The following is a 14,175-nucleotide window of genomic DNA, read 5'->3' as shown; positions in this document are numbered from 1 at the left end:
GGTCGGCGACACGCCCGAGATTCGCAGCGCCTTGGCCCGGCAGGCGGCCGCGATGCTGAAGGTCAGCGGACCGCGCTTGGAACAGGGCGCCGCGCTTCGAACCCGGGTTGCAGCAACCGACCCCCGCGCGCGCTGCGACCAACTGCTCGAACGCGGACGCGCCGTCTATGGCGCCGAGTTCGTGTCGCTCCCAAGCTTTACCTGCGACGCTGCCGGCGCCGCCGAACTCAATGCCGCACTCGCGGCCGGCACCCGGCAACAAGGCGGCGATCCGCTCGCCGTCCACGGCTGGTTCATGCGCGCCTCGCGGGTGCGCGACGCCCTGGCGCCTCTCGGCCTGTGCCTGCAGACGGCGGAAGTCTTCGCGACCGGCGCCCGCCTGAACCTTAATGTCGCGCAATTGCCTTTCAACGCGGAAGAGCGCTGGGTAGGCCTGCCGGGGGCCGGGAAAGAACTGCCTCCGAGCAAGCTGTCGCTGGTGGTGCAACCCATGACGGCAATCGATGCGGCCCTGCCCTTGTCCGGCCTGTTCATCGACGAATGGGTGGAGGTGGTGCCGAACAAGGAGGAAACGACCGCCCTCACCTTTCAGTTCGATCCGCCCAATGCCTTCCCGCCGCAGAACGTGCTGATCGCCGTGCCCCCGGTTCCGGGCCAGGACTGGACCACCGAAACCTTGCGCTGCGTGCTCGCCGAGACGCTCGATCTGGCCAAGCTGCGCGCCGTCGACACGCGCCTGCTCGGCGCGGCCGCGCAGTATCTGCCGGGCATCTACGTGCCCTTCAATGTCGCGGACGACGCGGTCTCGACCGACTTCGCGCCGCTCACGGCCTAATTCAACCGCCGCCACCAACGAAATAGATAGAGGAAACGACGTAATGGCAGGACTTTTCGTTTTCGTAGCCAGCCCGGCCCAGTACAGCACGGTCGGACGGAGCATACAGTTGTCCGGTTCGGTTGGAGGCGCCGGTAGCGGTTCCGTCTCCTGGGTTAGTATCCAGCTCGGCGCCGGGGGACCTACAGTGAAGCCCAACGGTCGCGAGAATTGGAGTTGGCAGGGACTGATCCCAAACAACATCCGCCCGGGCCAGGCGTTTCAGATCATCGTCACTGCCAGCGGAGTGATACAGACCAAGGGTTGGCCGGAACCGGAATACGAGACGGTCGACGGACAAGCCGTCCTCAACGTCGTGCTCGAAAACGTGGTGCCGGAACTGACGGTCGATTCGTTCCAGTCGCCCGTCGTGGTGACGCAGTTCCCCTATGTTTTCCAGCTCGAAGGATCCGCATCGGAGGCTAAACCCGAGATCTACGGCGTCCCCCAAGTCCAGTATCGGATCGGAAACGGCGCGTTCGTGGCCGCGAGTCCCGTCATTGGCAATGCGGCTCGCTGGACCGCGGGGGTTTCCGTGGCGACCAAAGGGGACACCGTCATCACCGTGCGGGCGTCCGACAATTTCGGGTCGGTCACGACCGTCCAGAAAACCTTGACGGTGCTCGAGTATCCGATGCCGACCGAAGTCGATCCGAACGTAAAAACAACGCTGGCCGGCGTGCCGACGACGTCCTCGATTACCAGTTGGACGCGGCTCGAACCGCAGTGTTCCAACGCGGACATCGGTTCCAGTTCCAACGCCCGCCTGTTCGATCCGCTATGGCTCATGACGCGGCAATGGCAGATCGGCGAATTCCAGGGCGAGGATACCGGCTCGCCGGTGCAGGCGCGGGTGCGGGCAACGGGCGCACTGCTCACGCGGTGCTATTTCGGGGAGTTGCCCGAGAATAACAAGGCGCCTCCGTACGACCCGACGCTCGAACCGCTCGAGGCCGTGGTGGAACGCCGGCGCATGCGTCCCGCCGGCGCCGACGATTCCCGCATGCTCACGCTGGCTGTGGAAGCCGGGCTCCACTTCCTGCGCATGCTGGAACGCAATGCGACGGCGAAGAAATATCGCCCGGCATTCCTCGCCCACTATGTACTGCAACCGTCCCTCACGCTGCCGGCCGACGACGCCGGCCGGCGCTTCGTCCAGACCATGGTCGGTCGAGCGCCCGACGCGCGCCGGCTCGCGTCCGCGTTCCGCCAGCCGGACTCGTCCCAGATCGTTTTCGATGCGGCGCTTAACATCGCGGCAGCCGACCGTGCCCCGGTGCAGCAGGTCGCATCGGCTTGGCTGGCCTGGTACGACGGGCTTTTCACCGAGCCTGGGGCACCGTCCCAGGACGCCTGGATGCCGTCGCGCCTCGAGTATGCCGTGTCGGTCGCCACCCGTTTGTCCGCCGATCCGCAGGACGCGCTGACCTTCTCCGCCAGCGAATTCGATGGCGGCCGACTCGACTGGAGCAGCTTCGACATCAATAAAACAGCCGGTGTCGACACCACCGGCGACGTGTATCCGATCGCGCTCACGGAAACCACGATGCCCGCGCCGGTGAGCTTTCACGGCGCGCCCGCTCCGCGTTTCTGGGAACTGGAGGACGCGAAAATCGCCTACGGTCTGGTGTCGGCCGGACCGGCGGATGTGGCGCAAATGCTCATGATCGAGTATGCCAGCACCTACGGCAATGATTGGTTTGTCGTGCCGCTGAACTTGCCGGTGGGCAGCGTCACCCGCATCGACTCGCTGGTGGTGACCGACACCTTCGGCGTCCGCAGCCTGCTGCGTCCCATCGGCGATCCGGAACTGCCGCAGCCCTTCTTTTCCCTGTGGCAGGTGTCGATCCTGCGCCGTGCGGGCGAAAGCCTCGGGGCTGAGTTACCGACCGGCGAGCGGATCGGCGCTCCCGTCCCCAATCTGTTCTTTCTTCCGCCCACGCTTGGCCGGACCATCGACGGCGCGCCCCTGGAAGACGTGCTGTTCATGCGCGACGAAATGGCCAACATGGGGTGGGGCATCGAGCGTAGCATCGAAAGCGCCATCGAAACGCCGCTCAAGCTGGCAAGCGATCCGGCGCAGGCCAACAGCGCTCCGCCCCCCTCCACCGCACTGCCGCGCTATCGGCTGTCGACGACCGTGCCGGACAACTGGATACCGCTGCTGCCCGTGCAACCGAATAACACCGACAACGCGGTTTCGCAACTCCGGCCCGGGGCCGTACTTCAGCCGAATTCCACGGCAAAACCACAGTTCGCCCGTAGCGAGGTGCTCAAGGCGTTGAGCACGCAATGGCTCTACGACGAGGAGGTCCCCCGTGAAGGCGTGCATATTACGCGTCGGCGCCATATGACGCGGTGGATCGATGGGTCGACCTGGGTATGGACCGCGTTCCGCAGCGAAGTCGGCACCGGGGAAGGATCGGCCGGTCTACGCTTCGATCAGATCGAGGATGGCGGTCGGTCGGAGCAGGGATTCGATTGACGGTTCACGCTTTATTAGAGCGTGTTATGCACTTTGCAGGAGTAGCGAGGCCTTGACGAGCATGAGGATGGCGAACACCACGAAGTGCAGGCCCGCCAAGGTTTCGGCTAACCGCTCGTAATCGCGAGCCAAACGCCGAAAACGGGCGATCCAACCGAAACTCCGCTCCACCACCCAGCGCCGGGGCAACAGCACAAAGCCTCTTTTGACCTCAGGCAGCTTGACCACTTCCAGCCGAATGCCGTGCTGGCGGGCGACCTCGGCTGCCTCGTCACCGGCGTCGCCCTGGTCGACAAACGCCACTTCCACACCTTGTCCCGTGACTTGTTGAACAGAGCGCGCCAGTTCCGCCACCTGCGCCCGTTCCGGCTCATTGGCCGGAGTCACCAGGAGCGCCAACAGATGGCCCAAGGTATCGACGGCCATGTGGACCTTGCTGCCCTTCTTGCGTTTATAGTCATCGTAACCGGCACGCGACCCACTCTCACAATTGGGTCGCAGCGTTCGCCCATCCAAAATCGCGGCTTTCGGCTGCGATTTTCGCCCCTGCGCCAGACGCAAAATTTCGAGGCGATCGTGCACGATCGCCTCGAAGCAGCCCGCCGCGAGCCAACGCTGGGTCTGTTGATAAACGGCTTCCCACGGCGGCAGGTCATGCGGCAACATCCGCGAAGGCGCGCCGGCCCGCTTGGCCGGGACATGGAATGCGTTCGGAGAGTTGAAAAAATAGAGCCTCCCGGCGGGAGGATTCCGCCCGGCCACGGAAATTCGCCTCCAGATCGGTTGATTGTTACAAAAGGAGCGTAACCGGAGATCGGCCGGGCAAGTCGCCGGAGAGTGGACTGCTCCGTACCGGCCGGATGCGTGCGCAACGGATTTCGGTGTTAAACCCGCTTCCGGAATCTAGGAAAACTATCCAGGCATTTCCCGATTTCAAGTCTTTGACGTGCTTTGTCCCATTCCAGGATCGGAGCGATGTCGGCTGCAATGGCTTCCATCTCGTCGGGAGAAAAGCGATGTAGAACGAGCAAGGGCGAACGACGCCGCAGGAGATCGTCCAAGTGAACGATCATTTCATTACGGGCGCAATGAAAAAGATCGGCGACAATGAATGGCAAGTCCGACAGAGCACGCGAACCCAGGGCGTTGTTCCGCTCGATAGATTGGAAAATCTCCTCGATCCGCCTGCCATGGCGGAAACCCAACCAGCGAATCTCTTCGGCTCCGAGCCCTAAATTCCGGCCCCGCTCCACCGAGTTCCGAAGCCATTCCGAATAGTTTTGGTCGGGAGCCCAAGGGAAAGCCAGACCCGCTGTCATGCAAGGGCGTCGAACACCCAGCTTTCGGCAAACTTTATCGACGATCGCCGCGGCGTCGTAACGCGCCGAGGTAAACTTGCCGCCCACCGAGACCAGCACGCCATTATTCAACTCTCTCAAAGTCCACTCGCGACTCAGCGCCGATGGCGCGAGCCCCTGTTTGCCCTTCAGCACCCGGAGACCGGCAAAGCCGCCGAGTATATCCTCTTCGCGCCATTGCACGGAGCCGAGCACACGGTTTGCCGATCGCAGCAAATAATCGACATCCTCCCGCTCCACGTCGACATCCTCGGGATTGCCCGCATAATCCGTATCGGTAGTGCCTAGCAGCGTTAGGCCATACCACGGCACCAAAAAGATCACCCGGCCGTCCGTTTCCGAAAAGAACAGCAAGGCATCCCTACCGGGCAAACGAGGCAAGATAAGATGAACGCCTTTACACAGACGACAGGCCTTGGGCGAAAAACCGGGCGCATCTTTCACCCATGCACCGGTGGCGTTGACCACACAGCGGGCATGCACCGGCGTCTGCTCCCCTGTCACTTGATCCTTGACGATGACGCCCGTCACTCGCCCGTGCCGCTCTTCGTAAGCTATGGCACCGCAATAGTTGACCGCCACGGCACCGGCTGCCAAGGCTCCGTCCACCAATTCCAGCACGAAGCGGGCATCGTCCGTCTGCGCATCTCCGTAAACCCACCCGCTATCCAAATCCGTAACGCGGAGCCACGGGAAACGACGTGCAAATGCCTCGGCGCTCAAACGCTCGTGGCGTGCTTCCGAGCCGGCGATACTTCCCAGCAGATCGTAGATCGACAGCCCCAGACGAAGCCGCCAGGATGCCAAGCGATCTTTGCGATAAACCGGGACACCGAAACGTAGCGCTTCGACCCGGTGCGGACAAAGCCGCATCAGCCGCTGCCGCTCGTTCAACGATTTCCGAACCAGTCCGAAATGCCCCTGCGCGACGTAACGCAGCCCGCCGTGGATCAGCTTGGTCGATGCCGAAGACGTACCTCCGGCCCAATCCCCCCGGTCGATCAAAGCCGTTGACAATCCGCGCAAGGCGGCATCATAAGCCGTCCAGGCGCCATAAATGCCGCCACCGACGACCAGCAAATCGAAGGTCTTGTTCTTAAGATCGGAAAATCGCCGCTGCATGGTCGTAATAGCCTTGATGCCCCATACTTCCTGGACCGATTCCCAGGATGTTACACTCGCGCCGCCAACGATCCTGACGTGGAGAATATCCCCGCTCTGGCAATACACACAAGCAAGTCGATCTCATTTTCCGACCATTCAAGGCTTGTCGCTCAAATGCGGCCATGGATCCGATCGTCATACCGATGAAAAAATCACCACCGATCCGCCTTCGATCGCTCTTCCTGATCATCGCGGCCTTTTTGCCGATTCTCTGCGGCCCGGCGCAAAGCGATGAAGTTTTCCGCTGGAAGGACGAGAAAGGGCGCGTTCATTACTCCGATCATGCCGCCGAAGGTGCCGAACCTACAAATATCGAGGCGGCACCAGCGGTTCACGCGGTAAAAGCGGTATTCGACGGCGACACCGTCTTGCTCGACAATGGGGAGAAAGTCCGGCTGCTTGGAATCAATACACCGGAAGTGGACAGCCCCAGGAAGATCGGTGAAGCGGGAGGCGAAGAGGCAAAGCTCTGGCTCCAACGGCGCTTGACGGGCCGAACGGTGCGCCTGGAGCATGATATGGAGCTTAGGGACAAGTACCGGCGGCTATTGGCCCATGTCTTCGCCGACAACGGCGAACACATCAACCTGGCGTTGATAGAAGCGGGCTTGGCTTTCGTAGACATTCATCCGCCCAATCTCAAATATGCCGAAGCCTTGACTCAGGCCGAGAGTGGAGCAGAACTGGCTAAACGCGGCATTTGGGGAATGCCGGATTACCGGCCGAAGCCAGTGGAAGCGCTGATTGTGCGGCCGACGCTACGCGGCTGGCAGCGTTTGACAGGCGCACCGTCCGCTATCGTCGAAAGCAAGCGTTATTTCCGCTTGAAATTTTCCGATCGATTCGAAGTCCGCATCCCGAGAGAAAACCTCAACCTATTCCCTCCCTTGGAGACCTATCTGCGCCGGAACGTTGAAGCACGGGGTTGGCTATCGCGTCGACGCGGCGATTATTCGATCTTCGTCCGACATCCGAGCGCGCTCACCATCCGAAGATGATTGCTGGAAATCCGGTCTTGACCGGCGTATCGCATCGAGCGGCGTGCCTGAACTTCGCTTCAATACTGATAACGGTGCTCCTCCTCGTAATACTGAGGAAATCCGACAGCCGCTTTCAACTCCTCGAATTCCATGATGTTCTCCGGCATCCGCCCCTGCCTGAGGCTGCTCAAAGCCTCACGCATGGCGCGGATGCCGGCATTCAGCAAGGTTAGAGGATATACCGCGATCTTATAGCCGATCGCCTCCAGCTGTTGGGGCGGCAAGACCGGAGTCTTGCCGTATTCGATCATGTTGGCCATCTTGGGCCCGTCAACTTCGGCGCAGTAGCGATGCATTTCCTCGACGCTTTCCGGAGCTTCCAGAAAAGTGATATCGGCGCCCAACTCCCGGAATAATCGACAGCGTGCGATGGCTTCCTCCAAACCTAACACGGCCCGCGCGTCGGTTCGCGCCATGATGAGTATGTCGTCGCCGGCATTGCGTGCGTCAACCGCCGCACGGATTCGCATTGCGGTTTCGTCCCGGCTCACCACCGCCTTTCCCTGGGTGTGACCGCAACGTTTCGGAGCCAGCTGATCCTCGATCATGATGCAAGCAAATCCCGCCCGAGCGTAGCCTTGCACGGTGCGCTTTACGTTGAGTGCATTGCCGAAGCCAGTATCCCCATCGCCGAACATCGGAATAGAGACGGCGGCACAAATATTCCGGCCCTGTTCCACCAGTTCCCCGTAGGAAATCAAGCCGGTATCGGGCAGACCGAGGCGCGCCCCGGACACGGCAAAACCACTCATAAAGCCCATCTCGAAACCGGACTCCTGGATCAATTTGGCCGATATGGCATCGTGGCAGCCCGGCATAATGCGGATACCAGGCGAGGCAAGAAGCTCTTTCAAACGGGCGGTAGCGGAAGCCATACGTTTTTCTCCTCGGAAGTCGGCCATGAATCGAATACCCGATCAACCGGAAACGGCGATCATTGCGACGCCTTATCGGCGTTCAGTTCGAGGCGGGATGCTTCGTTGGGTCTGGGAATGTCCACGCCGAGACTGATGACGAAACTCGACGCCTCCTCGATGCTCATCTCGGACACTCTGACCTTCGATTCGTGGACGATTACGGTAAAGCCCGAGGTCGGATTCGGCGAGGTCGGAACATACAGCACCAGGTAATCGTCGACCCGGTTGGTTACATAGGCCGGCACCCAAATGCCTTCCTTAGGATATTCGATGTAAACCACGTCGCGCAGCTTTTCCTTCTCATCGCCCCGAAACAGGTTCAGTATTTTTTTGGTAACCCGGTATATCGTGCCGAGCAGCGGAATACGGTTAAGCAGACCCTCCAGGTAGTACCACACATGCGCTTTATCCTGCTTGAGCAAATAACCGAAATACGTCAGGACCAAAATGGCCGTCGTAAACAAGCCTATGGGGATAAAGAAGTTCTCGTAACGCCCGAAGATGCTCAACACGAAGTCTCGAAGCAATCCTTCGACCGCGATTACGATCTGTAGGATGATAACGATGGGAAGTACACCCAATACACCGATAAGAAAATAGCCAAAGAATTTCTGTAATGTCTTTTTCATTTTATTACCAGCAACTTTGGTGACGAAATTTGCAATTCGAGAAAAACGGCATCGACGAGCGATATCTCCGTCGGCCTGCTCCCGGACCGAAGAATATGCTCTACAGAATAAAGCGTAATTGGGACAATGTCAGTTTTGGAGCGTCGAAAAAGATCGATCGGGTTTGAGGGCGGGGTTGTGAAAATCAGTCTTCAACGGGCTCCACGGTTATCGTGACCGCTTCAGTGTAGGTGAGTTCCACTTCATCCCCTGCCCCTAAGTTCTTTATGTACTTTCGGAGCTGAGGATTTCGCACCTCAACCGTGTGCACGCGACCGCTCGGGCTCGAAATCGTCACTCTGTTCGCATCGTGATCGACGGACAAGACTTTCACCGTCGCCCTGACCGAGCGCCCTACCGATCCGCCCGGACGCTCTCCGGACTGTGTTATCGAGCTTCCTTCTCCAACTTTGACATCCTTTGCACCCTCGCCGGGATCTTTGATCTCGGCCGCAAGCGCCTCGTAATAACCGATGGTCACCTGATCGCCGACTTTCATTTTGGCGAGATTTTCAACTTTCGGGTCGATGTGTACGGCGAATCCGTTTCCGTTTGCGTCCGTCAAAAAGACCTGACGGCTTTGCAAATCGATCTCTTTGACCGTTGCGGTGGTTTGTTTGGCATTTGCGTAAAGCTGTTTCGGCTCTTGAGCGGCGCACGCCGCCAGAGCAGCCAGAATGACACTGTTGAGCACTCTCCGAGCGATCGAAAACCAGATGCTGTCCATCGCGACGCTCCGTCCATGACAATCCGAACAAACATCCGAGCTGAAATTGCAGCCCGACCAACGCCGATAATCGATGCCTCCGATGCGATTCCCGCACAGATGCCCCTTCATAAAGCAACTTCACGGCGTCGGCTACGGTTCCCCTCGTCATGGAGCGTCCCACGCGATCACACGACCGCATCGCCTGGAAGTCGACGTCCTCGAATAAAATTAGACAGCTCCGCTAGGAGGAAGGGTTCCCCGTTTTCAGGACTCTTTGAATCCAAGTCTCTTTAAAATGGTTTCCAAAGGACAAATTTTGGTAAATCCGCTCTGAAACAAGTTGGCTCCGACAAATGCTGTAAACCAAAGCCAGTTCTTGTTTACGAATATCGGGCTGGCTTCCGCGCCAAGCGCCAACGATAGCAAAACAAAAAATCCTGCGAAAATTCTTACTAAACGATGTGTAGTCATAGCAGCCTCATGTTAGAATTCTCTAATATATCAAACTCGAGCCCGCGATAAAGTACGAGTTCGCCGATGAATCGAGTGTGACGCACGTCGGCGCATGATCTGCAAGACTCATTCGGAAAAGCGAGCAGAAAACGGTCCTGTCGCGGATAGTATCAACCGGGTTTTTTTGGTGAACTCGGCTGCCTTGATGACGAAGAAACCAAATTTCGAACATCGATGGAATATGGGACGGCTCTGAACGCTGGCCGCACATTCGAGGAAAATATTGGATGGCTAATGTAATCATGTACAGCTCAGCCTTCTGCCCCTATTGTGTCATGGCGGAGCGCTTGCTTTTGAAAAAAGGCGTCGAGAATATCCAAAAGATCAGGGTCGACCTGGAGCCGGAACTCCGCATCGAAATGATGGAAAGGACAAAACGCCGCACGGTACCCCAGATTTACATCGGCGAAACTCATGTAGGGGGTTATGACGACCTCGCTGCCCTGGAGCGTGTCGGCCAGCTTGATCTCTTGCTGGCCAATGCTCGAGGGCATGGCAACGATTAGAAACTCCCCTCGCTCTGGCTTAGCTTTCAACTAAGAATCGTTCCGTATCGAAAAGCGGTTGAAAGGTTTTCCAGCGGTGAATTATTGACTTGTCTCAAAACTAAATTCGCGAATATCTGTCTTTAATACCAATTCGTTCTGCTGTACCGGATTAGCGCCAATCCAAACGGTAAGAAGCAGACAACGCGGCGTGCGTTGGACCGAAACATTGTGCATGGCACCCTGCTTATGTATATTTACCTATTCCTTTAGCTCATTCGGAGGCGAGGGGAAGTCGAGAAACTACGAGCCTTCCATTAGGCCCGCTTCAACAACGTAATACAAAAATCCGATAATCCATCAAGTGAGGGAAGAGATATGCGTAAACTAATTTGCTTCAAAGAGTGCTTGCTCGCTCTGAGCCTGCTCGTTTCCGCCGTGATCCCCGTATCGAGCTGGGCGCACGGAGGAGCCTCCGGCGTCGATTTGGATGCTTGCCGCATTCCGGTCGGCCCGCACTGGGTCCATTTCACCGCTTACCAACCGCAGTTGACTGGAACAACCGAATACTGCGATTCCATTCCCGAAGTTGGTTCAGCCACCCTGGTATTCGATTACGAAGGGAAGGCGTTGCGAAACATGACGGTTGAATTTGAAATCACCAAGGAACCGCAAGGAACCCGCGTCTTTTACAAGGAGCCGTCGACCTATCCGACCGGCACCGCCAACACCACAATCAACTTCACCGAGCCTGGTAAGTACTTGGCCCATGTGACCCTGGTCAATGAAGGGCAAAAGGTGGACGCCCACGTACCCTTTAGTGTCGGAGCCTCCGCATCCGGGCCTTCGACCAGCACTTACTTGGTCATTGCCGTCATTTTGATTGCGGCCGGCTATATCTTTTATCTTTCCAATGCGTCGTTCAAAGGCGCCGTAGATCGGATGTTGAAAAAGACCTCTTAGGAACTTTTAGGTCGGATCGATTGACTAAGCGCCATCCGTCGCCAGTCTTAGTCAAGTCTTCGAATCTCTGTTCCCAACGGTACTCAAAATGCAGACACGCTCCCTCGTATTCTTGTTTGGTTCGGCCCTGTTGAGCTTATCCACCGGTGCCGGAGCCGTTACTTCTCCACCGCCCAGCGCCAAAGTCCAACTCGGCCAAGCAGAACCTTTCTGCAACAGCGGGGTTCCTAGCGAATGGCGCAAAGCTCAAGTCATCGAAGGCGTAAACATTCAAGAATCGAGGGTCTGCAACGCGGATAATCCGGCAGACATCGCGGCGTTCGTGAAGGGAACCAACAACATATCCATGCAAACGCTCATGGATACGTCCAGCTTAGCTGCGGATGCGATCACGAAAACCAATGATATGGATGGCGACGGTGACCCCGACCATATCATCATTAAAGTCGAAATCATGGAAGTAAACGGGCACTCGCCGGATTTCGCCGGCGTAGTACCCACCTTCGATATCGCACCCGGCATACAACCCAGCTTCTGGGTCTTCGCTCCGAAAACCCGCGATATGTCGACGCGTAGCTTCGCAAGCGTGGAAGCAAATCCGATGCTGCGCATGCCCTCCACGCCGATACGCGTCGAGCAGGGCGACGTGGTCTGGCTGGTCGTTGAGAATACCCACTACTTCCCTCACTCGATACACCTTCACGGCGTCGACCACCCCTTCATGGACCACGGCGGCGAAGGCAACGATGGCGTTGGCCAAACCAGCCAAATGGATATCATGCCGGGCCAAAGCAAGACCTACGTGATCCGGCCACGTCAGCCCGGCACTATGTATTATCACTGCCACGTCCAACCTCATACGCATATTCCGATGGGGCTCGCGGGCATGTTTATAGTGGAAGAGAACCGGCCGAACAACTGGGTTCAAACCTTTAACGTGGGCGCCGGCCAAGTTCGCCATCCCTCCGTAGCGGTATTGGAAAAATTCAGCCAGGAATACGACCTGCACTATCAGTCGGTCGACAAAGATCTGCATAAACTTCCGCAGGCAGCCAACGATCCCCGCCTGATCGCGAGAGCGATGAACCAGGAGTATGACATCACGGACGCGACTGACGACTATTTTCTACTGAACGGACGCTCCTTCCCGTACACGCTTCGGGAGTCGCTCATTACGGTTAACCCGAACGAGAAGATCAAGCTGCGCATTTTGAACGGCCATACCGAGACGCTTGCGCTTCATACGCATGGCCACAAGGCGACCGAAACTCATTATGACGGGGTCGAACAGAACCCCAGCGCTCAGGTGACCCGTGATGTTTACATGATGGCGCCGGCCCAGCGGCTGGACCTGTCGATCAATACGACGGATGACGGCTTGCACAGCTTCGGGTCCGGTATATGGATGTTCCACGACCATGTCGAAAGATCCTTCACCACCGACGGCATGGGCGAAGGCGGCAGCATCAGTCTCATCGTGTACAAGTCTTATCTAGAGGAAAACGGCACGCCGAAAACTCACGGCATGGATTTGACTCCGTATTTCACCAAGGAATTTTGGGAGAGAAAAATACCCGTATGGCAAGACTGGGCAGATGACTGGGGCAGCTTGGCTGAGCCTGCAGGCATTCAAACAGCGGCTGCGGCAAGCGTGACCGGAACGACCGGAGTTAAATCTGCGCCAGACGTGGTCGCCACCGATACGTCATCCAATCCGCTGGGCAGCCTTTTCAATGGACTGCTGTTCGGTATCGCGGGTTATGTGCTCTATCTGTACCGGGAACGCGTACTCGCTGTAATCAACCAACTCGCGTCCCAGGCCAAAGGCAAGCATTGAGGCAGTCGAACGTCATGTCAAAGTTTACGCATCTCATAATCTTCGGCGCTTTTCTGACCGCTTCGTCGGCCCATGCCGCGAAACAGCAGGAAATCGTAGAACATAAGTTATTGATGGATCACGGTGATGGCCACCTCATGGATATGGATGGCGGCATGGTCATGGGCCAAAACAAGGATAAGCTGCCCGGTGGCTGCGACAAGATCAGCGGGGACGAAGAGATCACCGTACGGGCCGGGCACAAGTATTCAAAGAAATTTCCCGGCACCATGTTCGCGTTCGACAAGCAGGAGTGGCGCATTAAGCCCTGTACGCGCCTCACGGTGCACTTCATCAACGAGGACAATATTCGCCATCAATGGATGATGCATGGATTGCCCAAGTATTTGTACGACAAGGGCATGTTCCACTTGGAGGTAACCGGCCCAGCCAAAATAAGCGGTACGCTGATCGTGCCCAAGGAAGACAAGACCTATCTGGTGCACTGCGATATCGCCCAGCACATGGAGAAGGGAATGAAAGGGCAGCTGGTCGTTGGGAAAGGCGGCGGCACGTTTCCCAGTATCCCCGGTCTGACCGACTTCGCCATTCCCGACAATTACGGCCCAACGCAAATAGCGGCTACTACGTCAGCGCAGCCTGCAGTTACTCAACCTACAGCGGCTCAACCGCTGCCGGCGCCTCAATCTTCGTCCAATACCGGCACATTCATTATCGGCCTAGCCCTCGGCTTGTTCGCGACACCATTTGCCGTGAGCAATTTCAAACAGCGCTTCAAAGGCATGAGCTCGAAAGACGTCGTCATCTATGGAGCCAACCTCGGCAAGAGCCTGTTTGATCAAGCCGTCCATTTAGCAATCTCCATATACCGCCGCTTCAAGAAGTAAGCCGGGCCACACTCCCGTTGCGAGGCGCCTCACTCAGCCTGGAAGAAGCCTTGCAACGGGCAAAAACCGCCCTCCTCATACGCAAAAATACCCGCTGTAACCCCGTCCGCAGACGGCAGGCCGAATCGGCTTCATTCACCGAAGGCGCCTTGCGCCTCCGGATGCTGCAACTTGCATTCTTCCCGGTTGAGATGGCGTTGCGCCTCCAGAAAATCGTCCAGATACGCCTGATTGATCACCCGCCGCAAAACGCCTTCTTCGTCGGGTTCCACGTC

12 protein-coding genes and 1 pseudogene are annotated in these 14,175 nt (G+C 57.7%); 7 read left to right on the top strand and 6 right to left on the bottom strand.

The features are described 5' to 3' along the window. Together ABJK70_RS10755 and ABJK70_RS10750 are read left to right on the top strand one after the other, a co-directional pair. The coding region (locus ABJK70_RS10755; protein ID WP_347257976.1) for a hypothetical protein at positions 1-835 on the top strand (835 nt) is incomplete at its 5' end. A 43-nt stretch (positions 836-878) separates the two neighbouring features. Further along, a complete protein-coding gene (locus ABJK70_RS10750; RefSeq protein WP_347257975.1) occupies positions 879-3,359 on the top strand; it encodes a hypothetical protein in 2,481 nt (826 codons plus the stop codon). Between the two features lie 24 nt (positions 3,360-3,383). Here ABJK70_RS10750 and ABJK70_RS10745 read toward each other — a convergent pair. Next, positions 3,384-4,040 (bottom strand): annotated as a pseudogene (locus ABJK70_RS10745) (IS5 family transposase); the annotation flags it as partial. A 203-nt stretch (positions 4,041-4,243) separates the two neighbouring features. Beyond that, on the bottom strand, positions 4,244-5,947 hold the full coding sequence (locus ABJK70_RS10740; protein ID WP_347257974.1) for a glycerol-3-phosphate dehydrogenase/oxidase: 1,704 nt from the start codon (positions 5,945-5,947) through the stop codon (positions 4,244-4,246). Positions 5,948-6,024: 77 nt separating this feature from the next. On the opposite strand from ABJK70_RS10740, the gene ABJK70_RS10735 reads away from it, so the two are divergent. After that, on the top strand, positions 6,025-6,879 hold the full coding sequence (locus ABJK70_RS10735; protein WP_168183910.1) for a thermonuclease family protein: 855 nt from the start codon (positions 6,025-6,027) through the stop codon (positions 6,877-6,879). Between the two features lie 59 nt (positions 6,880-6,938). On the opposite strand, the gene ABJK70_RS10730 is transcribed toward ABJK70_RS10735, so the two are convergent. The 4 genes from ABJK70_RS10730 to ABJK70_RS10715 form a co-directional block, all read right to left on the bottom strand. Then, positions 6,939-7,796 (bottom strand): isocitrate lyase/PEP mutase family protein, encoded by an 858-nt coding sequence (locus tag ABJK70_RS10730; protein ID WP_347257973.1) that lies wholly within the window; start codon positions 7,794-7,796, stop codon positions 6,939-6,941. A gap of 59 nt (positions 7,797-7,855) precedes the next feature. After that, a complete protein-coding gene (locus tag ABJK70_RS10725) occupies positions 7,856-8,467 on the bottom strand; it encodes a DUF502 domain-containing protein (protein ID WP_077731583.1) in 612 nt (203 codons plus the stop codon). A gap of 184 nt (positions 8,468-8,651) precedes the next feature. Beyond that, complete coding sequence (locus ABJK70_RS10720; RefSeq protein ID WP_139841169.1) at positions 8,652-9,233, bottom strand: hypothetical protein; 582 nt, start codon at positions 9,231-9,233, stop codon at positions 8,652-8,654. Positions 9,234-9,479: 246 nt separating this feature from the next. Continuing rightward, positions 9,480-9,686, bottom strand: coding sequence for a DUF2892 domain-containing protein (locus tag ABJK70_RS10715; RefSeq protein WP_077731585.1), 207 nt, complete (start codon positions 9,684-9,686; stop codon positions 9,480-9,482). Between the two features lie 269 nt (positions 9,687-9,955). Here ABJK70_RS10715 and grxC point away from each other — a divergent pair, with 269 nt between their 5' ends. From grxC to ABJK70_RS10695, 4 genes are all read left to right on the top strand, one after another. Next, on the top strand, positions 9,956-10,234 hold the full coding sequence (grxC, locus tag ABJK70_RS10710) for a glutaredoxin 3 (RefSeq protein WP_077731586.1): 279 nt from the start codon (positions 9,956-9,958) through the stop codon (positions 10,232-10,234). A 387-nt stretch (positions 10,235-10,621) separates the two neighbouring features. Beyond that, entirely contained in the window at positions 10,622-11,176 is a 555-nt protein-coding gene (locus ABJK70_RS10705; RefSeq protein ID WP_240507129.1) for a hypothetical protein, read from the top strand. Positions 11,177-11,264: 88 nt separating this feature from the next. After that, complete coding sequence (locus ABJK70_RS10700) at positions 11,265-13,013, top strand: multicopper oxidase domain-containing protein (RefSeq protein ID WP_347257972.1); 1,749 nt, start codon at positions 11,265-11,267, stop codon at positions 13,011-13,013. Between the two features lie 14 nt (positions 13,014-13,027). Continuing rightward, positions 13,028-13,900, top strand: a complete 873-nt coding sequence (locus tag ABJK70_RS10695) for a cupredoxin domain-containing protein (protein ID WP_347257971.1) — start codon at positions 13,028-13,030, stop codon at positions 13,898-13,900. Positions 13,901-14,175: the final 275 nt, after the last annotated feature.

The sequence above is a fragment of the Methylocaldum sp. genome, assembly GCF_039794385.1.
GTDB lineage: Bacteria > Pseudomonadota > Gammaproteobacteria > Methylococcales > Methylococcaceae > Methylocaldum.
The sequence above is the reverse complement of the archived record's forward strand: the minus strand, read 5'-3'. Positions and strand labels throughout refer to the sequence as shown.

Coding starts and splice junctions, on each gene's coding strand:
- ABJK70_RS10730 (WP_347257973.1), bottom strand. CDS start 7,796: ATGGCTTCCGCTACCGCCCGTTTGAAAGAGCTTCTTGCCTCGCCTGGT.
- ABJK70_RS10720 (WP_139841169.1), bottom strand. CDS start 9,233: ATGGACAGCATCTGGTTTTCGATCGCTCGGAGAGTGCTCAACAGTGTC.
- ABJK70_RS10725 (WP_077731583.1), bottom strand. CDS start 8,467: ATGAAAAAGACATTACAGAAATTCTTTGGCTATTTTCTTATCGGTGTA.
- ABJK70_RS10750 (WP_347257975.1), top strand. CDS start 879: ATGGCAGGACTTTTCGTTTTCGTAGCCAGCCCGGCCCAGTACAGCACG.
- ABJK70_RS10700 (WP_347257972.1), top strand. CDS start 11,265: ATGCAGACACGCTCCCTCGTATTCTTGTTTGGTTCGGCCCTGTTGAGC.
- grxC (WP_077731586.1), top strand. CDS start 9,956: ATGGCTAATGTAATCATGTACAGCTCAGCCTTCTGCCCCTATTGTGTC.
- ABJK70_RS10715 (WP_077731585.1), bottom strand. CDS start 9,686: ATGACTACACATCGTTTAGTAAGAATTTTCGCAGGATTTTTTGTTTTG.
- ABJK70_RS10735 (WP_168183910.1), top strand. CDS start 6,025: ATGAAAAAATCACCACCGATCCGCCTTCGATCGCTCTTCCTGATCATC.
- ABJK70_RS10695 (WP_347257971.1), top strand. CDS start 13,028: ATGTCAAAGTTTACGCATCTCATAATCTTCGGCGCTTTTCTGACCGCT.